Raw genomic sequence first — 24116 nt, 5'->3', positions numbered from 1 at the left:
TGGCGCATCGCGCCAGGCAGCCGTGTGAAAATTCATCATCCCCTAATATAACCCCTTAGGGTGTGGAGGTTGCGGTTGCCTCAGGAGTGGAAATTGCCTCGGTTGGCGAGACAGGCGTCGCCGTGGGTGGAAGCGGGGAGGGTGTCGGTGTATTCAGGTACGGAGGAAACTGTGCGAGAGTCGTCAATGAGTCGATTCCGCTTAATGTCAATATCACTATTCTTTTCTTATCCACACGAACGTAGTAGCCGCTGTTGGTGGGAGTATTATCACCAACTTCAAGAGTATGTTTTGTACCATCAGCAAATTCAATCGTGATGAAATAAGCTGGCTCATCAAGGCCAAGGATGCTAGGATCGGCATCGACTTCGCCGACGATGCTCAGCGCTGCGATTTGGGTAACAGCCGCTTCAACCAACCCTTGATCTGCTTCGAGTTCAATGGGCAGTAGCACTGTCCAGGCGTTTTCGTCGTTGCGCGCCAGCTTTACGGCTTCTCCATCTAATGGAATGATCTCGATGCTAACAACTTCGCCATCTTCTTCGCCAAAGAGAAAAGCTTCTTCAGCGGCAGGTGTTGCGGTAGGTTCTGCATTGGCTTCTTTTTGATTAAGATAATAAGTGAAGCCAACCAGGATAACTAATAATAGAAGCGTGATCCATGTACCTGTTCGGAAAACGGGTTTTTGGGGTTTGATAACCGGCGCTTCCTTTGTTTTTCGCGGCGTTGATTTTTTTGTGCTTGTCGTTTTACGGGCCATTCTCTAACCTCTCTTGCGGCGTGCAAGCCATGATGAAACACCGGAGAACACAACCATACCTGGTATCACGATGATCGCGACGATCAAAAGGATCAGGAATCTTCCTTGTGTCGGCGGAAGGAATGTGCGTTCTGTGGCTGTACGGGTTGTGAGATTAAGCAGGTCTTCCTGCTCGGCGGCCCAATCCACTGAGTTGACGAACATGTTGCCGTTGCCGTATGCATCAAAGACTTCATCGGTTGCGAATAATGAATTACCGAATACAACTACGCGTCCTTTTGTTTCAGTGTTTTCACCAGCTGCTCCCAGGTTTAGCGGACCGGGAGTATCGGCAGTTTCGTCGAAGGTTGGAGCCTCCTCTGCTACCAATTCCGATTCGCCCCAGGATTGATCTGTGGTGCTGATGAGCGGAGTGATAACTTTGGTTTCGTCACCATCAGCGATGCTGATACTGCGTGCCTGTGGCAGGATGACGATATATTTCTCCGTCAGGTTTTGGGTGATCGGGTGACTGTTGTATTGTGATGAGACTGCCTGGAATGGGTTTTGAGTGTTGACTAGGTCAATCACGATATCGTCATTTAAGGTGATGCCCCATTCTGTAGTTAAGTAATTAGCCAGAGGATCAGGCGCATCTTCAAATTCCGTAAAGAAGCGTGGGTCTTCCAAGACAACCAGCGAGCCGCCTTCATTTACATATTTTTTGAGCAGGGATACTTCCTGAGCGCTGACTGGTTTCGTTGGCCCAGCGATGATAATGGCAAGCGCATCATCGGGAATGCTGTGGGTGGTGAGCAGGTTGAGAGTTTCTACTGTGTAATTTTTAGATTCCAATGTGCTCTTCGCGGTGGAGTAACTAAATTCGCCGCCAGATTCGAGACTGGGTTCACCATGACCCTGCAGGAAATAGACCTTTCTGGCTTCCGGGCTAATGAGACGGATCATGCTACGGGCCAGTTCCTGCTCAGAAGCAAAGGATGCAATTTCTTTTGTCTCTCCCATTTGGAGTAATATCTTTCCGTCTCCTGTGATGCCGGCATCACGTGCGGATGCCGGGTCAAGGTCGGGATCAACAAAGCGATATTCAAACTTGCCTTTGCTATTCGATTTAAATTTCAGCAGGAGTTCATCTGCGCTGGAAGAATCCAGGCTGGCAGTGTAGAAAGCAGTAGCAGTCACCTTGCCAGGCAAGGTAGCCAGGATTTGCATGGTTTCAGGAGCCAGTGTGTTGGACTTATCCTCTGTCAGATCCCAGGACTTGGGATTGTTATAAACAAGGTAGTTTGCTGCAAAGAGGATGCCGAGCACTGCCAGAGTCTGGATCAAGGAATTTGAGCCGTAACGAGCCTGGCGCCCTGAGATGAAGCGGCGGATCGTGTCTGGCGACATCATCGCGTAAGCTGCCAATCCAATGACCAGCAGGCCAAGGCTGATCTGTAAAACCAGTGTGAGTATATCGGTGACTTCAACGTCTAGAGTGAACATCTTCATCGCAAGCATGACATTTGCCGTGCCGATCAAGCCTGCGGTAATGCATGCGATCAAAGCAACGATCAGCCCAATGAAGGCATATTTTGCGTAGGGGTTTTTCTTTTTGCCGGCCATTATCGCCATCTCCGAATTTCAATTGCTGTTGTGCCAACGAACAAGCCCAACGCTGTCAGGCTTATGTAATATGCGATGTCTCCCAGATTGATCGTACCCACATTGAGGGACTGGGAATAATGTGTGGAGAGGCTGAGATAGTTAAGTACCTCGCCGCCTTCCTGCAAATAACTGGCAGGCAAACTGATCATGAACCATAAGAAGAAGAACAGGCCAAGCGTGGTGAAGAATGCCGCGAATTGATTAGTGAAGACCGCTGATATACCTGTGCCAAGCGCAAGTAATGCCGAGCAAACTAGAATCAAACCGATATAGGATGAAAGAATTACCATCCAGTCGATACCGGGTGATACGAAGTTGTTCATGATGATTGGATAAATCAGGGTGAGCAGGGCAAGCGATAACACAAACAGCATGGCGCCGAGCCATTTGCCCGCAACCAGCTCAAAGTCACGTACGGGAGCGGTGAGCAAAAGTTCAAGTGTTCCCATACGAGCTTCGTCGGAGAGTAATCGCATGGTGAGTGCCGGGCTGAGGAAGATCATCAAAAAGACGAAGAGCCAGTTGATGGGGGTGCTCTCAGGAGCGCCGCCACCGTAAAAAGCCTGCTCTGCGCTGACCCACATGATCAAGGAAAAATAAATTCCCAACGGCAAAAGGATGGCAAAGGCCACCACGAACGCCAAGGGACTATTGAAGTAATTATCGTATTCGCGTTTTGCGATAGTCCATATGTTTTTCATGAATTCCTCCTATTTCTTCTTATTGTTGTCAGAGCCAGTGAGTTCGAGGAAGATTTCCTCAAGGCTCATGCCAAGCGGACGTAATTCAAGCAGGTCGTAACCAGATTTGATGACCTGCTTGGCAACTTCCGGGCGCAAATCTTTGCCTGAGGCAAATTCAAATTCCACAGCGCCGTCATCCTTGGTTTCAACGCCGCGCACACCTTTAACCAGTTTGATGGTATCGGCAAGTTCATCAGCTTCACCGCGCACGCGCACAATCACGCGTTCTGCACCGATCAGGCGGGCTTGCAGGTTCTCGGTGGTATCTTCCGCAACGATCTTGCCTTTGTTGATAATAAGTACACGATCACAGATGTTTTGCGCTTCATGCAAAATGTGTGTGGAAAGCAAAACAGTGCGTTCCTTGCCAATCTCGCGGATCAATTCACGCACTTCCACAACCTGGCCGGGGTCAAGGCCAATGGTTGGTTCGTCGAGGATCAACACCTCAGGTCTGTGCAGCAGTGCCTGGGCAAGGCCAACTCTCTGGCGCATACCCTTTGAAAGATTTCCAATGTATCCATTGGCACGGTCACCCAAGCCGACCAAGTCCAATACTTCATCTACACGATCACTGATATTTGGAATGTGGCGTAAGTCGCCCATGAATTTCAAATAATCAAACACTACCATATCGGTATAAAGCGGAACAGTTTCGGGTAAATACCCCACACGCTTGCGTACCTCTAGTGATTCCTCCACAACGTCATAACCAGCTACAATTGCTTCGCCATCTGTGGGTGGCATATATCCGGCTAATATTCTCATGGTTGTGGTTTTTCCTGCGCCATTGGGGCCGAGGAAGCCCACGATTTCACCCTGTTGAGCGTCAAAACTCAGATTGTGAACGGCGCGGCGCGCGCCATAATCCTTCGTGAGCCCGCTGACTTTGATCATTGCCTCTCCTTGCAAAACGATTTATGAAATAAGTTATTAGCAAACAAAAGACACAGCCCGTGGGCGGTGCCTTCATTAGTGCCGTTGATTACTATACAATATGTAGAGTCGCAAAGTCAAGCGGGTAAATAACTTCTAATCCAACACTAATCTTCATTTTCCTCAGCTATAATTGACGCATGACAGAACTTCTTTATCAAACCGATGCTTATCTCAAAGAGTTTTCTGGGATCATTACCTCGGTGGATGCAGAAACTCGCGCCGTTGTGCTTGACCGTTCCGCTTTTTACCCCGGTGGAGGCGGCCAACCCTGTGACTTTGGAACCTTGGAAGTTAACGGCGTGACTTACCCTGTAGAAAAGGTGAAGAAACAAGGTGATGACGTTTTGCACTTTCTCGGTAGAACTGAGCCTTTACCTGCCTCCAGTTCCGCTGCACATGGGACTTTGGACTGGGCACGGCGACATCAGTTAATGCGCACCCATACCGCTTTGCACATCCTCTGTGGAACAGTCTTCCGTGATTATGGTGCCAAAGTGACAGGCGGAGATATGGACCCGCTCAAAGGCCGAATGGATTTTGAATTTGAAACCATGCGCGGAGAGTTGGTACGTGATATCGAAACAGCGGTCAACCTCGAGGTCCAAAAAGGACGCGATATTAAAGTCAGGATATTGCCGCGAGAGGAAGCTTTCCAGATCCCGGACTTGATCCGCACGAAGATCAACCTTCTCCCCGAGGGGATAATGCAAGTTCGTACGGTTGAAATTGTCGGCCTCGATCTGCAAGCCGATGGCGGCACGCACGTAGCCAACACAAATGAAGTTGGCAGGGTCAGGGTGGTTGATTACAAAAGCAAAGGTGCGATCAATAAAAGGATTTATATTGAAATTGAATAGCTCCAATTGGGGAGTGGTTTTCGTTATATGCCGTTGTATAATGCCTCCGAAATGATTAATCTTTCAATTAGAGAATAAAAGGAGAATGTACCAATGAAATCTAAAAAACTTTCCATCCTGTTGGCTATAGCCGCTTTGATCGTATCCACATTGGCATGTGCGCTTGGTGAGCCGACCCTAAGCAATGTTCGTACTGCCAAAGATCAAGATGGCACCCAGCCCGCATCCGTTTTTGGCGCAACCGACACTATTTATGTTGTAAGTGACCTGAGCAACGGCGTGCAAGGCAACTTGGTCACATCCAACTGGTATGCAGTGGATGTGGTGGATGTAGAGCCGAACTTCCTGATCGACACCGCAGAGATCTCAGTTGACGAAGAAACCTTCAATGGCACAATTTATTTTTACTTTCCGCCTCCAGAAGGTCAATGGCCCGTGGGAAGTTATAAGGTTGATGTTCTTTTCAACGGCGTATTGGTTAGTACAGTTAATTTCACAGTTCAATAAGAAACATTTGTTGGCATTAAGCGGTCACCGAAAAGGTGGCCGCTTTTTGTTTATATAATACCCAAGGCGCATTTGACAGACGACGAACGCTCCACTCTGGATAAGATGACGGCCTGGAAAAGCGAAGAACAATTCCTAATGGACAGCTCCATGTTGGAGTACCTATCTCCTATATGTTTTGTTTTTCCATCGTGCTATAAAGACTTGTAAAAACATATCTGTACGTTTCCATTGCTGTTTACTTTGCATGATTGGAGGCTCGGATGTTTAGGTCCGCAGGTGGATCCCGCATAATAGTCGGTGCATTAATTTTGATCGCCATTGCCGCTGCGTTTATTGCGGTAGGGATATACTTCATACCCGGTGTGGATGCTCAACTTCCACCTTCGTCAGTGTTTGACATAACAATCGCAGAACCATATGACGATGCGACAATTTTCCTGGACGATCATGTCAACATCAGGGTGGACACGTATACATCAGGGTTGCCCTCGGGGTTGAGTGAAGAATCCGTAGCAGAACTTACGAATGATCATTATGAATTGTGGGTGGATGGGACTCTTGTAGATGAGTTGGATGGTGAATCCCCAGCATTGGATAAGGGACGCTACGCGTATACCTTGTGGATTCCCTGGGAAGCATCCGAAGCTGGAATACATACTCTTGCAATGCGGGGGAAGAATAAATATTGGAATGCAGCATCGAATGTGGTTCATGTGAACGTGATCGATCTGGCTGCTGTTTCAGACACAACGCCTTATATCCCGCAAGACGCCGAATCGTTATCAGGGATCGCACAAAAATTTGGCGTTTCGCCTATTTTGCTTGGGGTCACAAACCCGGAAATCGCGGACCTTGAAGACCCATTACCTCCTGATAAACCAGTTTTGATTCCCCTTATTCCTAATTTCGAGCTGATAGATCAAAACCTGACAGAAGAAAATTCCCCCGACATAGAACGAAGTGCTGATTCTGAACCACCTGCTCCTGCAATTAACAAGGTCGCTTTGTGGCTAGAGCTTAATGTTTTTTCACGAACTTTTCTGAGGGATGACCCTCCTGCCGCGCCGACTCTCTTCCGATTCAAGGAAAGATGTGACGTCGCGTTTTATATCCGCGATAACTCCAAAAATGAACTGGGTTTCTATCTATACAGGTTGGATCCCACTTCAACAGCCTTCAAACGGATAGCTACCTTTGGTCCGCACAGTGGAGATAAATTCATTGAATATACAGATGTGAACCTGTTTGGAAAATATCAGTATTATGCTGCTGCATTTAATGCCTCGGGTGAATCAGCGGATGGTTTTATGAATGTTGATTTTTCCGACACCAGTTGCATTGAGCCCGGCGCTGGAGAATTTAGATTGAGTTCGGTTGATCTGACTCTGGATGTTCCCGCAGAGAAGGCGTATTGCTACTATTCGCTTCAAAGGGATGACTGGTCGCGCCTGCCTGCCGACCCAAATACTTTCTTCTATCCATTGAACAATACTTTCAATTTGAGCTCGCAACTTTCCACCCTTCGGCTATCATCGGGGACCTCATTGTCTGTAGAATGTTGGGGTTGGAGTGGCGGCAGCTTGATCTTTCTCGGCAGCGGCGAATCTGAAATAGAGCCATCACCTGTCCAGGTAAATTTGCGAGGGGATCAATTTTCGATCACAGCGGATTTATTGGCGATTGGTTCTCACCCGGACCCGGTTCTAATGGATATCAAAAAGAAAGTTATCGTACGCCCTCCTGAAAATTTAGAAGCCACCAGTAATGTCGATGTGTGTATCAGCCATTTTCCACTCGCCATGCAGGGATTTTTTGGGCCATTATTCTGCAAGTCTGCGCTTGAAAATGGGAATATTATATTGGTCTGGGAATGGCGTGCGCCGCTTTTCCCAATCGACGATGCCACGGTGGAAGAGGCAACCGCAGTTGACGGTTATTATGTTTACAAATACTACCCCGGCGGGAAGCCTGTATTGATCAAAACCATCAACGACCCTGCGCAAAAAGTTCTGATCCAACCCGCGGAGTCCAGTTTGAAACTGCCCGTTTACTTTGTACGCGCCTTTCGTAATATCCATGTCTCTGGCGATAGCAATCATTATCCATTAACGGCGGGAGGCAGTGCGGCGCTCGTCTCTGTAAGCATACCAGCCACGCCGCATTCGGAAAACGAAATTTCATATTTCACCGATTGGACCGAAAAATTGGTCGAGGATAGCGGTTGTGGCGTGGGGCTGGCCAAAGCCGCTCTTGAAGGCTTGACCTCCGATCAAGTTGCCGTTGGTTTTGAACATCAGATTGAAAATGACTGCCTCGACTTATATGACACATATTATCGCGGCAGCATCTTATTCGATTTGAGCGCGGTGAAGGGGCCGGTCTCCAAAGCGATCATGAAGTATGTACAAGGCAAAACTATCTCTGATGAACCCGGAACCTATAGCACTGGCGGTCAATCCTGCGCAGATAGCCTCAACATCACAACGGGCATAAGCACCGGCGGTGTGGAATCGTTTGATCCCTACCGCACACTGACAAGATACGGTTTCTCCGGCTTTACCCATACAGTTGATGTTACGGAAGCAGTCCGCGATTGGGTGGCGGGCTCTCCCAACCTGGGGTTTGTGCTCACTGGCCGGGATGAAGGCTTTCCAGAGAACAACGATGTTTGCTGGTCAAGATATAAATGGTTTGTTTTGGAAGTCACTTATTTTGACCTTTCGAAATAATCAACGCTTTGATGGTCGAATGAGGTCTAATATGCATAAACAATGGCATGTAATTTTGTTAATATCTGTATTCGTCTGGTCAATATCTGCCTGTGGGCCCCAATCGGATTCTGTCGGAGATCCACAAGCCTGGGTAGATGCACCCCTGGATGGTACGCAACTGCCACTTGCCCCCTATGAGATCGTAGCCCATGCCGATGACCCCTCAGGGATTTCACAATTTGAGTTCAGCATAAACGGAGCAGTTCTCGCCACCATAGCTGGCAGTTCAGGTTCACTATCCACAGCAAGGCAGATGTGGAATCCTACTGCCCCCGGTGATTATGTTATTTCCGTCCGTGCCTTGAGTGCTTCAGGGGGCTGGGGGCCGCAAGCCCTAGTGCATGTGACTATTGGCGAGACACCAGCCGAAACGCCACTTGCGCTTACGGCAACGCTGCCTGCTTTGACTCTAACCCCCTTGTCGGCCCCTATATTTGAATTGACCAAAAACGCAAATTGCAGGGTCGGGCCCAATCAGGTATTCAACGAGATAGGTGCTGCCTTTGCTGGCGATAGCGTACCTATTGAAGGAAAGAATGAAGATAGTAGTTGGTGGTTGGTGCGCCTGCCAAATGGAACTCTTTGCTGGGTATCAGGCACAACTGGAAACGCAAATGGCAACCTTGGTAATGTGCCGTTCGTCCAGGGTCCGCCGACTCCAATTCCGCCAGAGCCCACGCAAACTCCCCAGGAAGGCTGCTTTGTGTTTGATCCAAATCAACAGCCGGTTTGCACTGTGCCGTGCCCGGAAAATGCTCAGCCGGGTGGAGCATGTACACCGTAAGAATTAAACTCATAACTGCAATAAAAAACGCGCTCCGCATATGGAGCGCGTTTTCATCTTCTTGTTTTTGTAAATTACTTATACTTATCCCGCGTTACGAAAGGATTACCTGTCCGCAATACTCACATTTGTCCATGCCGAGTTCGAGGGTGCCGCCGCAGTTCGGGCATTTGAAGGTCTCCACTTTGATAGGATGACCAGCCGACTTGTATGCGGCCTCGTTTTCAGCAAGGTCTGCGCGCAGGCGCTTGAGGCGGGCGAGATAGGCATCACCACTCATCTCACCGGATTTGCGTAGGCGCTCCACATCTGCAATGGATTCTTTCAACATGCGGCGTTCGGCTTCCAATGATTCCTTGCTCTTGTCCTGGAATGAGACTTTCATTTCAGGCTTTGGAGGAATGGACGCGAGGATTGCCGCGATGATGAGAATGACCGCAGAAACGATCAGGCCCACAATAAGAGGCGTGTATTGGAAGCCAGGGATGGAACTGAAGTTAACTTTATTGACCTGCACTTCGTTGTAGTCTGCAATGACCACGTAGCGATCATTACCGAGCTTTCCAATGTCCACGCGGGTGATGCCGCTGGAATGTTTAGGCAGATTGTTGCGTGTGCCATTTTCTGTAAAGACGGCCACGTTCCCCTGATCGTCGCCGATGACTGCTTCCTGTTTGCCATCTTCGTTGATATCCAAGCCTGAGATTTCAGTAACCTTATCAGAGAGCGAACTCGTCCATAATTGTATAGCGGTTGCGCCATCAAATGAGAAGGCCCAGATGCCGCCATCTTTCCCGCCGACTACCATCTCGCGCGAGGATGGGTCGCCGTTCAATTCCACTTCGCGTACTTCGCTAATGGCCTGCCCAAGGGATTTTTCAAATAGGATGCTCCCATCGACTGCATTATAAATTTTAAATGCACCGTACTCACCGCCTGTGATAACTTCGCTATTGCCATCTCCATTTAAGTCGAAGGCGCGCATACGGCGGAGTTGTTCCTGACTGGTCTGCCACACAACGCCGCCTTGTGAGTCGTATATGACAATTGTGCCATCATTCGATGCAATCGCAACGTGGACTTGACCATTGATCCGTGCATCATCCATACCGCGGATTTCTGCCGAGCCGACGCTTCCGCTCCAGAGTGGGTTGCCATCCAAGCCCAAAGATAGGATCCCGCCCGAGTTATCGCCCAGAACAATTTGAGGTCCAGAAGAGAAGCGAATGACTGCTACACGCGAGGGGAAGCCAACACTAAGAGTCTGTGCCAGGGTCGTCACTTGTCCTCTTGAAATCACATCCACGGACATGCCTGTGCCGACGTAATATACAACAATATCTTCCACGTTGTCGCCATTGACATCGCCAAGGGTTGTTTTGGGCGATGAATAGGGAAGTGTCCACATGATGTTGCCGCTGGCATCATAACTTGAAACGTCGCTTGTGTTCTGAATGAAAAGATCATCCTGCCCATCACCGCTGATGTCTATGACCTTCATGGATTCAGCAGTTGAGTAGGGCTGGGTCCAAATGGAAGTGCTTCCGAATTTTTCAGCCGCCACCGAGCCGCTGAAAGCGAATACGCCTGCCACAACCATGACGAGGCAGGAAAGTACGAACGCGACAATAAAGGGAATAATTTTGCGACTCATTTATGCAGCCTTTCGTTGTAAGAGAGAATAAGCAGATTTTAGAAAACCGAGGATGTGTTCCTGTTCTATATCTTCAAACGGTGACGTGGCAAGGATGTTGATCATGCCGCCTTCTGTGTTTAACTCAGCCACTGTGTATTTGCCAATGTTTTGCCCGCGCTTGAAGTTGGGGGAGGTTTTGATCTCATAAGCCGCCGGGTTGACCACGATGCGGACCTTCAATTCCTGTTCCGAGCCTTTGAATTTTTCAGGCTTCAACTTGTATTTTCCGCTGATGCGGCTGCGCTTGGTATAGCTTTTGCGTTTCTTGGATTTTTGAATGGCGGAAACACGCAGGACATTGCCATCATATAATTTTGCCTTTAGGGACAACCACGGGTCGCTGAAATACTGGGTGGTGCGCTTTTGCGTGTCTTGCGTTTCGCGCGCCACTTTGGTTTGAAGCATCGCACCTGTCAGGTCGAGATGACCCAAAAATGTAGAGCCAGGCTTTAGGTCGTCACGAAGCGTATGCAGGATTTCCTTTGTGCCATAATAGCGCGGAGAAAAATCGTGCGAGTCACTTTTTCGCAACTTGCGCGCCATGATAAATGCTGCGATCCATAAAAAGACCGCCCCTGCTGTAAAGATGAATGAAACGTATCCGAGCAGGAACAACAAACCATCAATCGCTGTGAGGCCTACGCCGACTAGAAAAATGATCATCGGAATCCAGCGCCATTTGTCACCGGCAGATTCTGTCTTTTGAACTTCGGCTACAAATTTATCCATACCCCGCATAATCGAATCGGGTTTATCCGCAATGGAAACATAGACCGGAGTGAAATCCTTTTTGCCCGTTGCGCTTGGCGCCGGTGTTTTTTTGCGCGCTGTATTCAACAAGTAGAAGAACAGCAAAACAATAACGAAGATGATCCCACAAACAGCTACCATTCATTCCTCCAGTGACTCACAAAGTTTCGCAAAATTTACCAGGCCGAAATTACGATTTTTACCCGTGGTTTCCGCTAAAAAATACCAGCTTATGAGACAAGCGATATAATTCAGGCGATGCCAAAAATCCTCTACACAGCTTTCGATATTGTACCAAGTCCCAAGGGCGCTTCCACACATATTTTGCATAATATTCGCGGGTTGGTCAATAGCCAATTTGATGTCCATCTTATCACGCCCAACGACGGACTTCTACCCACCGAAGATACTATTGATGGCACGCAGGTCACCCGCATTTCGCAGGACCTTTCTCAAAATTTTCTGGCGCGCGCGGTTCATTTTGGCAAGGCAGTTGCCTCGCATCTTGCCATTCATCCAGACTATGACGTGGTTCATTATCGAAATATTTGGGATGGGTTTCAGGTTGCCCAGAATAAAAAACGATATGGTTACAAAACACTTTTTGAAGTAAATGGATTGCCTTCCATCGAGCTTAAATATCATTATCCTGGTTTGGATTCCGAACTACTCTCAAAGATAAAAGAACAGGAAATTGCGACTTTGCATTTGAGTGACGCGATCATTTGCCCCTCCCGTGTGACTCGCGACTACATCGCCTCGCTCGGACTTAACCGCAAGCTGGTGACTGTCATCCCGAACGGAGTCAGCTCTTCGGATTTTTCTTCCTCCCCCTTGCCTTCGCGCGAGGAACGTGTACCAGTATTGCTATATATCGGCACGCTGGCCGATTGGCAGGGTTTGGATATTGTGATCAAAGCATTGTCAAAGATACTTGAACAGCATCCTGTTCGACTCCAAATTGTGGGGCGCGGACGGTCACGTCAACGCAAGATGATTGCCAAGCAAATCAGAAAATTAGGCATGGAAGAACATGTGATCGTGCAGCCTGCTGTGCCGCATCACGAAATCCCCGGCCTGATTGCAACAGCGGATGTTTGTGTTGCACCACTTGGGCTAAATGATAGGAATGTTACGCAGGGGGCCTGTCCTATTAAAGTGCTGGAGTACATGGCGGCGGGACGTCCGCTCTTGGCCTCGAATATGCCGATTGTGCGTGAACTCGTCCGCGAGGATGTGGATGCGCTTTTGTTTTCGCCAAATGACCCTGAAGACCTTGCCCGCCAAACACTTGCTCTGTTGAATGATTTTGAACTCTCGAAACGCCTCGCCGATTCTGCATCTGAACGCGCATTGACGAAATTTACTTGGCACGAGTCACAGAAGAAGCTTGTAAAGGTGTATGCGAAGTTGTTGGCATCGCAAAAGGTGCCATGAGTAAATAATAAACTCTCAGAAATCATTCCCTCATTATTCGGGCTTATAATTCACAAAAGGAGTAGCACTCAGATGATTGACTTTATCAAAGAGGCTGGTTTCCCTGCCATTGCATTGCTGCTCGGAGGGGGAATGGTGCTTCTGGCTATTATCAAGAATATTGCATTAGAGAAGGTGAAAATTCAACTGACCTCCAAACAGTCGATCCAGTTGGCTGTTGTGGGAACCTTGTTTATTATTGGGGGATTCATTTTGCAATATTTCCCTCCGGGCACTGCTGCAAAAGATGGGGAGAATGCGGCGAATGCCGACCCAACTTTTTCATTTCTCCAGACTCAATTGGCCCAGTTGACAATTGAAGCCGATGCGACAGAACAGGCTTCTTTTCCTTCCAACCCAGCTGCCACGATAATAGCCTCCCAAACATTAACCACGGCTTCGTCCGAAAATAAAACGCCGACTCCGGCTCCACTCATTCCGACCGCAACATCTTCAGTACAATCATTAACCGAGTTGTTTTGCGCCAATTTTTACAGCGTGATGGTTAGGACGGGCCCAAACACAAGTTCTCCGGTTCACTCCATTCTTGAGAATCTAAACAACCTCAGCAACCCGGATTGCCTGATGTTCGATTTTCGAATGCCGGATAATACCTGGCTACGGATTGCGCCAAATCAAGACAACAGCGATTATTCCGAACATGAACTCGGTTGGGTGATTGCGGATCAGTTTCGCCCCATCGATTTTGAAAAATTAAGAGTTTATGTTCCTGAGAGTGTGCAAAATGGGTTGTATTGTGTTACCAACCGATACGGCTTGAATGTTAGAACCTGTCCAAGCAGCGGTTGCAGGGAAGTTGGGACGTTAACAGTTCAGGATTGCGTGATAATGGACGGGCGTTCCGGGGATGACCAGTGGCTGAGAATATCAAAAGATCAAAATGACAGCAAGTATGAGGTTTTTGGGGGCAATTGGATTAGTTCTTACTTTATAGCTCCAGTTGAGTTTTCTGCCGGATATCAACCCTATTTCCGATATTATTTTGACTTGCTGCCTGCAATTGATCTCGCGCCAACACCCCAGGGTTGATCACCAGGCACTTGTACTTTTTCTCGTTCAATCATGCAGTTGCTTGAAGATTTTGATTACATCTTCCGTCACGGCGCGTGGGCTGCCTGTCTTTATATCCACAAATACCCAATCGGTTTCACCTTTCACTAAAATTTTCCCATCGCTTTTTCTGACGAACTCATACTTTCTCAGTGACCGAACACGGCGGATATTCTCCACCCATGTTTTTATCTCAATTTCCTCATTTTCAAACGCAGGCAAAAGATATTCGATTTTGTGTTCACGTACAACCCAGGTTGCATCTGATTCCTGAGCTTGGATGCCGCCAATTGACGCGTAATGTTCAACGGCAATATCCTGCATCCATTGCACGTAGGCCACGTTGTTTACGTGGCCGTTTTCGTCGATGGCAGATTTTGGAATGGTGATAAATTTGGAGTAGGTGAGGGAGATAGGCATATTGTATTTTACCGAATCAATGAAATGATGAGGCCGGTCAATGCACCGCCTGCGATCAGCCAGGTTGAGTTGATTTTATAGCGCAGGAGCAGGAACAGGGAAACAAGCGCAATTGCAGCGGCGGGAAAATCTGTCAGCGAGGAGAATGCCAGTTGAAAAGTGACAGCAGCCATCAGTCCAAGAGAAGAGGCGTTGACTCCATCCAGCAGGCCGCTCATCCAAGTCGAGTTGCGGATTTTGGGAATTAGCGGGTTCGATATCAAAACGAAAATAAATGAGGGAAGAAATATCCCAAGCGTGGCGAGCAGTGCGCCCGATGTGCCGCCGAGGATATAGCCGATAAAAGTTGCGGCAGTGAAAAGCGGACCTGGCGTAACCTGCCCGATGGCGATGGCGTCGATCAGTTGTTGGTCAGTGAGCCAGCCGAGACGTAAAACAAAATCGTTGCGAAGAAATGCCAGCAAGACATAACCGCTTCCATACAAAACAGAACCAATTTTGAGAAAGGTCAGAAATAAAGTTGAAAGGCTGAATGGGGTGGTTTGTGCCAGAAGCGTGCTGCCGAACGGAATCAAGATGGCGGAGTTGATCTTGTTAAGTCGTTGATAGTTTGTGATGAGCATGATAACTAGCCCTCCTCCGAGCAGCAACGCGATTTCATTCAACCTGAAAAAATAAAGCATAAAAACGGTGATGCCAACCGTGACTGCCAATTTATTTTTGAAGGCTTTGCTTCCAAGTGTCCACAAGGCTTGTGCGATGATGGCAATGACAACGGGTTTGATTCCATACATCAGCCATTCAAGTTGCGGCGTGGTTCCATATCGAACATATAACCAGGATAAGGCAAGAACGATCAACGTGGCTGGCGCAACAAAACAAAAACCACCCACAAGCAAGCCGAGAAAGCCTGCCCGCAGGTAGCCAATGTGGATTGCCATTTCAGTTGAGTTTGGCCCTGGGATTAAATTGGTTGCGCCAAGCAAATCTAAAAAATTTTCGTCGCTTAGCCATTTACGGCGGACGACTACCTCATTGTGCATAATACCGATGTGTGCGGCAGGCCCGCCGAAGGCTGTGAACCCAAGTTTAAGGAAGAGTGCGGCAACTTCGGCGAGATTCGACATGCACGCAAGTTTACCGCATGTTGTTTGTTATCTCCTCGTAGTTCCCCAATAAAGCTTCCTGTGTAGTTAATTCATCACACTCTGCATCGAGAGCTTCATATTCTGTTTGCCAAACTTTTTTGAATTCTTCATAAGCTTCGAGGGAAGTCCATCGATCAATAGTTAGATAGTGATCGGGGCTTTCCTTATTGCGAAGGAGTTCTATACCGAGATAGCTGTCATTCTTTTTAAATAAGTCAACCCATGCGCCGTCTGCGTTATAAAGTTTTTCAAACTCTGTAATGCAATCCGCTTTTACATGAAACTTCCAGATAATGACATACATTGTTTACCTCGTCTGGTCTGCGTTGCGCCACCAGTAGAATGTGGCAGCCAGGCCAAGGATGCTGGTAACTGTCACAATGATATAGCTATGCATTTCCAATAGACCTGCGCGTGGCCCCACCGCTCCGCTAAATAGCGCCGCAACTGACCATGGAAACCAATCACCCCAGCCTGTAATCGCTGCAACCTGCGCCAGTACCATGGTGAAAATCATCCACCCTAATGCTGGTAGGTAACCGCGTCCAAGACTCGCGAAAAGTGCCACGAAGGGCAGTAATGCAATCGTCAGCACGGCGGAGCCAAGAGCGTCCACAGATGCGGTTCGGACAAGTTCCTCAGACCAGCCGGGAATACCGACAAGGTCGCCGACCACGAGCCCAAGCCCAAAGATGTATATGCTCAATGCCATTGTCCATACTGCGATAAGGACGAACTTTGCAGTGACGATTGTTTCTCGTGAGGTAGGCAATGCCAGTAATTCTTTTGCGGTGCGATCTGAGAACTCGCGACCAAAAACCCAGATGGTGATGATGGCAAATAGAATCCCTCCTCCAACGGCGATGGCTTGCGCGAGAATGCTGAAGAAGGTTGGCCAATCAGCCACACCTGCCACAAGTTGAGCCTTCGTGCTGATCAAGCCCATAGACTTTGCGGCCTCAGGATCCTTCAAAATGATCATCATCAAGCCGCCGATCAACGGCGCGATGGAGAATCCCAACGTGGTAAATAGCGGCACTTTCGAGCGGCGTGCTTTGAGGGTTTCAGCCCAGAGGGCAGATAAGAAGTTGTTCATGGTTATTCCTGTTCTCATGTCATTGCGAAGGCGTTAGCCTGAAGCAATCTCCTCATCGCGGAGGAGATTGCTTCGGCGGAAGTGCATCGCCTCGCAACGACATATTATTTTGTCAATCTCAAAAAATATTCTTCCAAATTTTCCTGCTCGACAGCAAGATGCGTGGGTGGTGCACCAGCATTTACTAAAATCGTTGCGATTGTCTCTGGCGATTCAATGGCGCGGGTATCTTTCAATGCGAGTCGTCCATCTTCCAAATCAATCACGTCAAAACTTGCAAGTGCCTCACGAGCTTTATTCAAATCGCGCGCGTTAATGATGAGTTGCTTTGCGCGAAGTTCTTCCAGACGCAGCGCATCAAGTTCCTCGATGAGTTGACCTTTGTGAATGATCCCGATCCGATCTGCGAGCAGATTTACTTCGGTCAGAATATGGCTCGACATAAAAATCGTTGTCCCGTTTTCGCGTGCCAGTGAGATCAATAGCTCACGAATTTCAACAATGCCAGCAGGGTCAAGCCCATTGCTCGGTTCGTCCAAAATCAATAACTCAGGGTTATGCAGTAGGGCGCGCGCCAGCCCAAGGCGTTGGAAATTTCCGCTCGAAAGCGTGCCAGCTTTACGGTCTGCGTAGGAGGCGATGACAAGTTTTTCCATCACCTCATCCACAACTTTTGGATTTTTGATTCCATGTAATCGTCGCGCGACATCTAAGTTTTCGCGGACGGATAGATCAGGGTAAGCGGCTGGACTCTCAACAAGGTGACCCACTTGCGCCCAAGGCCCGCTTCCATGCGGACCGATGACCTGACTCAGCACTTTGACATTTCCTTCGCCCGGGCGAATCATCCCCAAAAGCGCGCGGATGGTGGTGGTTTTGCCCGCGCCATTTAGACCAAGAAAACCATATATTTCTCCACGCTTTACCCTTAGGCTGACTTGATGTAAAGCACGTACATCACCATAATATTTTGATAAGTTGTTTGTTTCAATTGCGTAAGTCATTGTTACTCTCCAACCACATACCCTGCGACGAGGTCGATCATTACGTTAATCGACTCTTCGTAAGCATCCTCGCCCAGGTCTTCACGATGCAGTCCGATGAAAAATAAACTTTTGATCAGGTTGCTCACCACTCGCGGCGACGCCTTGACAGCGATGCCTTCACGTTTGATCTTTTTGATAAAGTTATCTGTGAATTCTGTGTCGCTTTGCGCATGTTGCTGAATACGTTGCACAGGAATTTTGCGTGCCAGATAATCAAAATCAGATTTGTTGAAATTCTTCAACAGGGGATAGTCATCCCAAGTGACCAGAAATCCCTTGAGCATCTCGCTGACATTTTTTCGCGCATCCGCTTTGGGCTTGAGGCTGAATTCAAGGATGGAAGTTTGAATTTCCTTTTCGATCTTTTCCAAAACTTCGAGAAATAGTTCTTCCTTGGATTCATAAAACAGGTAGAACGCGCCTTTGGATATTCCAGCGGCTTCGGTCAGTGCATCCACGCTTGTCTTTTTGAGCCCATGTTTCTCGAAGAGTTTTTTACCCTTCTCCCGCATCTGTGCACGGATGGTTTCTTTCTCGCGTTCTGAAAATGCTTTTGGCATGAACTCTCCTTCTCTGTGACTAAAAATATATGAATAGTCACAGAGAAGATTATACTTATGTCCACCTGGGTGTCAAGATGCTGATAGACAAAACCGCCTGTGTATACCGCACTCGGTCACAAATTACGCTTTTTCTGAAGGTGGAAAGCGCAATTCCCTGGCACTGCCCGCCAGGGCAGGTGTGTGACCGTGGGTATTATATAATTGGCGCTCGGAGGATGATATGCGTGCAAAACTAAAATGGTTTGTTGTGTTGTTGGTTATATTGATCGCGGGGGTGTATTTGTATCCGGTACCGAGCGTTCTGTTTGCCGAGGTCTATGCCAAAGCAGACGCGGCTGAAGTAGAGTCTTTGTCTGCGTTTCGTTCTGCGAATATTCCAAAGACAATTGACGTCGATGGAACGAGTTGGGAGTACGTATCAATGGGGGATGGGGAGGAAACAATTCTTTTTCTGCATGGGATGACGGGTGCATATGATATCTGGTGGCATCAGTTGGAAACACTTCAAGCGAATTATCGCGTTATCTCGGTGACGTATCCTGCGGTGGATACTCTGGCTGAGATGGAGGCAGGTGTACTATCCATAGTGGATGCGGAAGGCGTGGATAAATTCAACGTAGTGGGGACGTCGCTTGGCGGATATTTTGCCCAGTACCTGGTGGCGCATCGCCCGGACCGAATCCTGCGTGCTGTTTTCTCGAACACGTTTCCCCCAAATGATCTGATCGCTGAAAAGAATAAGACGATTGGCGCGGCATTGCCATTTCTGCCTGAGTGGTTGGTAATCGATGTCCTGCGCGGAAGTTTTGCAAGCAGCGTTTATCCAGCTTCAGGAAATGATGAATTGACTCTAGCGTTCTTGAATGAGATCAGTTACGGACGCATGAGTAAGGCCCAGGTGGTGGGGCGCTTCCACTGCGTGGTCGAAAAGTTCGAGTCGCCAGATTTGAATGTGCTTAACATCCCCGTGCTGATCGTTGATGCAGATAATGATCCTTTGGTGGAATTGGCCTTGCGCGAACAACTGAAAGCGATTTATCCCTCTGCCGAAGTGCAGACCCTTTCAGGCGTTGGGCACTTCCCGTATTTGAACCATCCATCCGAATACACTGAAATACTCGCGGAATTCTTTGGCAGACCTCTTGAATAGACTTTAGCTTTAAAAAATACCTGCCCTGAAATTTATCTTTTCAGGGCAGGTATTTTATGTTTCAATTCGATGTTGGTGTCTTCTTTCATCAAAATCGCAATACAGCAGGCCGTATCCGCACCCCTCACACTCCATCTGTAAGGTGGCGTGATGGATGTTGTATTTATGTGCAAGGATCTCGTTTATGTCTTGCTGTATAAGCATACTGGAGCTGGTTGACAAATTATCTGTAACGATGTGGGCAGACAGCATTTGTAAATTTTCGCTGATGCTCCATACATGTAAATCATGGATGCCTAGCACGCCGTCTACTTTTAGCAGGTTGTCCAACATATCTTTCATGTCCACATTTTTTGGGGTGCTTTCCAACAAAATGTGAATGGACTGGCGCAGAATTCCCCACGCGTTCCACAAAATGAATACACCGATCAACACACTCACGAATGGATCAAGCCAGTTCCAATTTGTGAAGGCGATAAGGATGCCTGCAATGACCGCGCCTATTGTCGATAATACATCACCCATCAAATGTAAAAACGTGCTGCGCAGGTTTAAATCGTGCTCACTTCCGCTTTTGACCAGCCATGCAGTACCAGCGTTGATGAGGAAGGCCAAAGTGCCGACTCCGATCAGTATCGCTGAATCAACTTCGGGCGGGGAGAGGAAGCGGTGATATGCTTCGTAGAAAATCCCCAATGAAATCAAAACCAGCGTTGTCGAATTCACCAGCGCAACTAAAATCCCCACACGGTGATAGCCGAAAGTTTTGCCAGCATGTGCAGGCTGCGCGGCAACTTTCAGTGCATACCAACTTAGTCCCAGTGCGATCACATCGGTGAAATTATGTGCCGCATCGGTCAGTAGGGCCAGGCTGTTGCCAAAAATTCCCGCAATAATCTCAACCACAACAAAAGCGGCTGTTAACCCGAGCGAGAGCGCGAGGCGTTTTGTGGTTTGATTGGCTAGATCGCCGATGTGAGTATGAGTGTAACTGCCAGACATATGGCTCGCTTCCTTAAGGGGTGCAGGTGTAACTTCCGAGATAGGCGCTTGGTTGCCCTTCGCGGACGGCGCACAACTGCTGCTGATTGGGCTGATTCCCGGCCAAGAATTCAAAGCCCGTTTCTGCGCTGTTAATACCCAGTGTGAGTTCACCGCGTTCTTGTGTTGATCCGTTGGCCCTCCATCCTTTACCCCAGTAGACTGTGCCCACGAAGGAATCGTAAATGTTATCATTCCCATCGTATAAGTCACCTGTTACCTGGTCTTCAACCTGCTTCAAAATCATATAGCTGCCTGGCAAATATACAAATTTTGAAGGGACAATCCACTTGCCACTAAATCCACAGCCACTGGGAAGTTCATTCGTCACGTTAGAACGGATGCCGCAGAACGAAATTTCACTAGATTTTGATTTGAACATATCACCATCAAGGAAGAGGGTAAAAGCGCCAAGCACTTCCGTATCAAAAACTGCCTCGCCATTTTCGTTGATAGTTCCTGAGAAGGTCTCGTGCCAGACACCACCATAGCCTTCGATTACCCCCACGACCTCGGTCCCGTTTTGTGTGAAGCTAACATTGCCGATATTAGCTGTCCATATTCCTGCAAAGGAGCGATTTTCGGCGGGGCCGCATCCATATAGAATGCTGCTTAAGAATGCGATCAATAGCCATGCGCGTAAATTCGATTTCATGAGTTCTCCTGATTTGAGTGGTATTCAATTAGCCATGTTGTACGTGATCCAGCCCGAGTGCGAATAGACGTGAAACATGGTCATCATCGATGGAATAAAAAACCTGCCTGCCTGATTTCCGCGCGCGGACGAGATGCATCTGCCTCAGCCCACGTAACTGGTGCGAAACGGCAGACTCGGTCATTTTGAGTCCTTCCGCCAGATAACTGACACTCATCTCGCCTTCGATGAGCAGTGAGATAATTCGCACGCGGCTGGCGTCACTAAGGGCGCTAAAGAGTTCGGCTAGTTGGATGGCTTTGAGTTCGGTAAGTTTCATGATGCGTGAATATATGAGCAAGTATTCATATATTATCGCGGAATAAAAAGGTTGTCAAGTTGGGCTTGCGCGCATAGCATTTGTCTGACATGTAAAAGCCGCCGAGGACGGCTGCTTCAGCCCTATCTGTAACAGTCGCTTTTATAAGCTATGCCCAGCCCAACAGCCTTGCGATGCTTGCTGTTATAAAGGTCACTAAAAATGCTGTGCCCAAAGTCATTACAACGCTCAAGGTGGCCCACTTCAACGACTTGGTTTCTTTGTAAATTGTCATGATTGTTGTGGCGCATGGGTTATGTAACAGCGCGAACAGCATCAAGTTGACTGCTGTGAGTATGGTCCAGCCGTTGCCGTTCACGAGCAGGTCAAAAATTGCGTTGTTCGATGACGGCCCGTTGATCATCATGCCTGCACCTATGTAGACCATCATCATGGTTGGGACGACGATCTCATTTGCAGGAATAGCAATGATGTATGCCAAAAGAATAACGCCGTCTAAGCCAAGCAATAACCCAAATGGATTTAACCAATCTGCAATCGCGCGTGCTAAATTTGAATCGCCAACTGAAATATTCGCAAGTATCCAAATGATCGCGCCCGCAGGAGCGGCGGTCTGCATGGCGCGCCATAGTACAAAGATGGTGCGGTCAATAATGGATGTGTATAAAATGCGACTGACGTTTGGTCTACGATAGGGAGGTAGCTCCAAAGTGAATGCGGATGCTTCGCCTTTCAATACGGTTTTGGATAATATCCACGAGGCGAGGAAGGTGAATGCAACACCGATCAATACCACGCCAACAACTGTCCCAGCGGCGATGAAGGAGGTCAAAGCTGGAGGGAAGGAGGCTGCCACGAAAACAGTAGCAAGCATAATTAAAGTCGGGAAACGCCCATTGCATGGGACAAAGTTATTCGTGAGGATCGCGATCAGCCTTTCGCGCGGAGAGTCGATCACGCGAGTCGCGATCACGCCTGCCGCGTTGCATCCAAATCCCATTGCCATTGTTAAAGATTGTTTTCCATGCGCGCCTGTCTTCTTGAACATCCAGTCGAGATTAAATGCTACACGCGGAAGATAACCGAGGTCTTCTAAAAACGTGAAGGCTGGGAAGAAGATCATCATCGGTGGCAGCATTACGCTGACGACCCACGCCAGGCCAAGATACACACCATCCCAAATAAAACCTGTGATCCACCACGGCAATCCAATTTGAGTGAAGAGTGCGCGACCCCAGTCACCGACGGCAAATAATACAACCGCGATTGCGTTTGATAAAACATTCGCGCCTGAAACCGTGAGCCAGATGATAATGCTTAGCAGAATCAGCATTATCGGCAGTCCTGTATATGGAGACGTGACCAGACGATCTATTCTTTGATCGAGGTCATACTTTTTATCCGAAGCAGCTTTGACTGCGCGTCTCGCGATTTGCTCCGCTTCTGAATAAAGTGATTTCACGATCTCATCGCGAAATCCTGTAGAAAGATTGTTTCGTAATGATTCTGCTTTTGCTAAAATATCATTTGCTTCCATGTTATTTTTCCTATTTATGTCTACGTCCTCCCGAAACTGCATCGGGACAATGTGAGCGGAGCCGCACGCACTTGTCTTTGTGCGGCGTAGTCGAAGGACAGGGATTCAGACAATTACTTTTTACAAGCAATACTGTCCTTCGACTGTGTTCCTCGGAGAGTGCTCGTCACTCCGCTCAAGACGAAGATTCATCACTGCCTACCCTCAACCGACATCTTCTCGCGTCGAGATAAACGCAGACAGTAATCAATGACAATTAGGCACATCTTCGCCTTGTTGACGTGAGACAATGTCAGAGAGTTCACCTGAAGAGAGGGCTTTCTGCACGCGTGCATCACCATCCAATAAACGGATTGCAAGCCAGCGTGCGTTTGGAATCCCAGGCGCTATCTGCTCGATCATTGGCACGAGTTCGCTGACAGCTTTTTGGAATTCGGGGGTGCCACCCACGCGCAAAGGTTTGGTAACTATTTTGCCTTCGATCACATCCGCGACTGCACCTAGTAAAGTATGAATTCCTTCACCAGTCCGCGCGGTGAGCGCAATCGCAGGGACTCCCAGGTCGCGGCTTAATGAACGCGCGTCCACTTCGAGTCCTTTTCGCTTTGCTTCATCCATTAAATTGATCGCTACCACAACATGCTCGGTGATTTCCATAACCTGTAAAACAAGATTTAAATTTCTTTCCAATGAGGTTGCGTCGGTCACAACAATTGTGCAGCTTGGTTGCCCAAACAAAATAAAATCTCGCGCCACTTCCTCATCTTGTGAAGCGGAGAGTAATGAATAAGTCCCGGGCAGGTCAACTAATTTGTAGCGCAGCTTGTTGAATTCAAATCCACCTTCGGCGCGGGTCACGGTTTTGCCGGGCCAGTTGCCTGTGTGCTGCTTCAATCCAGTCAAAGCATTGAATAGTGTGGATTTTCCCGTGTTGGGATTTCCAGCCAATGCAACTACGCGGTCAAAATCTCCGACCTTGATTCCCATCTGCTCCAATTGTGTAAATGCAGGGCAGGTTTCGCAATGCTCGGTGGGGAGTGCTACTTTTGTATTTGACATAATTTCAGTCCTCTTTTGTTTGAACGTGCAAACGTTCAAACGTTTCAACGTTAAACGGTTCTAACCCAAATCTGTGAC

General features: G+C 48.2%; 24 protein-coding genes. 7 read left to right on the top strand and 17 right to left on the bottom strand.

What is annotated here, in order from left to right:
• Positions 1-55: 55 nt before the first annotated feature.
• From AC14M5_RS04080 to AC14M5_RS04065, 4 genes are read right to left on the bottom strand one after another with little or no spacing between them, the layout of a single operon-like run.
• The gene (locus AC14M5_RS04080; RefSeq protein ID WP_484028358.1) at positions 56-760 is read right to left on the bottom strand and encodes a DUF4340 domain-containing protein; all 705 of its coding nucleotides are present in this window, start codon (positions 758-760) and stop codon (positions 56-58) included.
• A gap of 3 nt (positions 761-763) precedes the next feature.
• On the bottom strand, positions 764-2365 hold the full coding sequence (locus tag AC14M5_RS04075; protein WP_484028357.1) for a GldG family protein: 1602 nt from the start codon (positions 2363-2365) through the stop codon (positions 764-766).
• Positions 2365-3108, bottom strand: coding sequence for an ABC transporter permease (locus AC14M5_RS04070; protein ID WP_484028356.1), 744 nt, complete (start codon positions 3106-3108; stop codon positions 2365-2367). Before AC14M5_RS04070 ends, AC14M5_RS04075 begins: the two co-directional genes overlap by 1 nt.
• 9 nt (positions 3109-3117) lie before the next feature.
• Positions 3118-4047, bottom strand: coding sequence for an ABC transporter ATP-binding protein (locus AC14M5_RS04065; RefSeq protein WP_484028355.1), 930 nt, complete (start codon positions 4045-4047; stop codon positions 3118-3120).
• Positions 4048-4226: 179 nt separating this feature from the next.
• Here AC14M5_RS04065 and AC14M5_RS04060 point away from each other — a divergent pair, with 179 nt between their 5' ends.
• The 4 genes from AC14M5_RS04060 to AC14M5_RS04045 all read left to right on the top strand — a co-directional run bounded on the left by AC14M5_RS04060 (position 4227) and on the right by AC14M5_RS04045 (position 9011).
• Entirely contained in the window at positions 4227-4946 is a 720-nt protein-coding gene (locus tag AC14M5_RS04060; RefSeq protein ID WP_484028354.1) for an alanyl-tRNA editing protein, read from the top strand.
• Positions 4947-5039: 93 nt separating this feature from the next.
• A complete protein-coding gene (locus AC14M5_RS04055; protein WP_484028353.1) occupies positions 5040-5453 on the top strand; it encodes a hypothetical protein in 414 nt (137 codons plus the stop codon).
• 263 nt (positions 5454-5716) lie between these two features.
• Positions 5717-8185 (top strand): hypothetical protein, encoded by a 2469-nt coding sequence (locus AC14M5_RS04050; RefSeq protein WP_484028352.1) that lies wholly within the window; start codon positions 5717-5719, stop codon positions 8183-8185.
• A 31-nt stretch (positions 8186-8216) separates the two neighbouring features.
• Complete coding sequence (locus AC14M5_RS04045) at positions 8217-9011, top strand: Ig-like domain-containing protein (protein WP_484028351.1); 795 nt, start codon at positions 8217-8219, stop codon at positions 9009-9011.
• A 94-nt stretch (positions 9012-9105) separates the two neighbouring features.
• On the opposite strand, the gene AC14M5_RS04040 is transcribed toward AC14M5_RS04045, so the two are convergent.
• Both AC14M5_RS04040 and AC14M5_RS04035 read right to left on the bottom strand, forming a co-directional pair.
• Positions 9106-10665 (bottom strand): hypothetical protein, encoded by a 1560-nt coding sequence (locus AC14M5_RS04040; RefSeq protein ID WP_484028350.1) that lies wholly within the window; start codon positions 10663-10665, stop codon positions 9106-9108.
• Positions 10666-11598 (bottom strand): hypothetical protein, encoded by a 933-nt coding sequence (locus AC14M5_RS04035; RefSeq protein ID WP_484028349.1) that lies wholly within the window; start codon positions 11596-11598, stop codon positions 10666-10668.
• A 117-nt stretch (positions 11599-11715) separates the two neighbouring features.
• Here AC14M5_RS04035 and AC14M5_RS04030 point away from each other — a divergent pair, with 117 nt between their 5' ends.
• On the top strand, positions 11716-12894 hold the full coding sequence (locus tag AC14M5_RS04030; RefSeq protein WP_484028348.1) for a glycosyltransferase family 4 protein: 1179 nt from the start codon (positions 11716-11718) through the stop codon (positions 12892-12894).
• Between the two features lie 72 nt (positions 12895-12966).
• Positions 12967-13983: an SH3 domain-containing protein gene (locus AC14M5_RS04025; RefSeq protein ID WP_484028347.1), complete on the top strand. Its 1017-nt coding sequence runs from the start codon at positions 12967-12969 to the stop codon at positions 13981-13983.
• A 27-nt stretch (positions 13984-14010) separates the two neighbouring features.
• On the opposite strand, the gene AC14M5_RS04020 is transcribed toward AC14M5_RS04025, so the two are convergent.
• From AC14M5_RS04020 to AC14M5_RS03995, 6 genes are all read right to left on the bottom strand, one after another.
• Positions 14011-14424, bottom strand: a complete 414-nt coding sequence (locus tag AC14M5_RS04020) for an acyl-CoA thioesterase (protein ID WP_484028346.1) — start codon at positions 14422-14424, stop codon at positions 14011-14013.
• 8 nt (positions 14425-14432) lie between these two features.
• On the bottom strand, positions 14433-15551 hold the full coding sequence (gene chrA, locus AC14M5_RS04015; RefSeq protein WP_484028345.1) for a chromate efflux transporter: 1119 nt from the start codon (positions 15549-15551) through the stop codon (positions 14433-14435).
• 10 nt (positions 15552-15561) lie between these two features.
• Positions 15562-15876: an antibiotic biosynthesis monooxygenase family protein gene (locus tag AC14M5_RS04010; protein ID WP_484028344.1), complete on the bottom strand. Its 315-nt coding sequence runs from the start codon at positions 15874-15876 to the stop codon at positions 15562-15564.
• Positions 15877-15879: 3 nt separating this feature from the next.
• Positions 15880-16668 carry an ABC transporter permease gene (locus AC14M5_RS04005; protein ID WP_484028343.1) on the bottom strand — a complete coding sequence of 263 codons (789 nt, stop codon included), beginning with the start codon at positions 16666-16668 and terminating at the stop codon, positions 15880-15882.
• 104 nt (positions 16669-16772) lie between these two features.
• Positions 16773-17672 carry an ABC transporter ATP-binding protein gene (locus AC14M5_RS04000; protein WP_484028342.1) on the bottom strand — a complete coding sequence of 300 codons (900 nt, stop codon included), beginning with the start codon at positions 17670-17672 and terminating at the stop codon, positions 16773-16775.
• A 2-nt stretch (positions 17673-17674) separates the two neighbouring features.
• Positions 17675-18274: a TetR/AcrR family transcriptional regulator gene (locus AC14M5_RS03995; protein WP_484028341.1), complete on the bottom strand. Its 600-nt coding sequence runs from the start codon at positions 18272-18274 to the stop codon at positions 17675-17677.
• A gap of 223 nt (positions 18275-18497) precedes the next feature.
• Between AC14M5_RS03995 and AC14M5_RS03990 the strand changes: the two genes are divergently transcribed.
• Positions 18498-19427 (top strand): alpha/beta fold hydrolase, encoded by a 930-nt coding sequence (locus AC14M5_RS03990; protein ID WP_484028340.1) that lies wholly within the window; start codon positions 18498-18500, stop codon positions 19425-19427.
• A gap of 54 nt (positions 19428-19481) precedes the next feature.
• Here the strand turns inward: AC14M5_RS03990 and AC14M5_RS03985 are convergent, their stop codons facing one another.
• From AC14M5_RS03985 to AC14M5_RS03965, 5 genes are all read right to left on the bottom strand, one after another.
• On the bottom strand, positions 19482-20429 hold the full coding sequence (locus AC14M5_RS03985; RefSeq protein ID WP_484028339.1) for a cation diffusion facilitator family transporter: 948 nt from the start codon (positions 20427-20429) through the stop codon (positions 19482-19484).
• A 13-nt stretch (positions 20430-20442) separates the two neighbouring features.
• Positions 20443-21123, bottom strand: a complete 681-nt coding sequence (locus AC14M5_RS03980) for a hypothetical protein (protein WP_484028338.1) — start codon at positions 21121-21123, stop codon at positions 20443-20445.
• A 28-nt stretch (positions 21124-21151) separates the two neighbouring features.
• Positions 21152-21442 carry an ArsR/SmtB family transcription factor gene (locus tag AC14M5_RS03975; protein ID WP_484028337.1) on the bottom strand — a complete coding sequence of 97 codons (291 nt, stop codon included), beginning with the start codon at positions 21440-21442 and terminating at the stop codon, positions 21152-21154.
• A gap of 148 nt (positions 21443-21590) precedes the next feature.
• Positions 21591-22979 carry a nucleoside recognition domain-containing protein gene (locus tag AC14M5_RS03970; protein WP_484028336.1) on the bottom strand — a complete coding sequence of 463 codons (1389 nt, stop codon included), beginning with the start codon at positions 22977-22979 and terminating at the stop codon, positions 21591-21593.
• 246 nt (positions 22980-23225) lie between these two features.
• Positions 23226-24038 (bottom strand): FeoB small GTPase domain-containing protein, encoded by an 813-nt coding sequence (locus AC14M5_RS03965; protein ID WP_484028335.1) that lies wholly within the window; start codon positions 24036-24038, stop codon positions 23226-23228.
• Positions 24039-24116: the final 78 nt, after the last annotated feature.

It is taken from the genome of Candidatus Villigracilis sp., from assembly GCF_057083605.1.
Note: the sequence above shows the minus strand (reverse complement) of the source record. Positions and strands in the feature narration are given on the sequence as shown.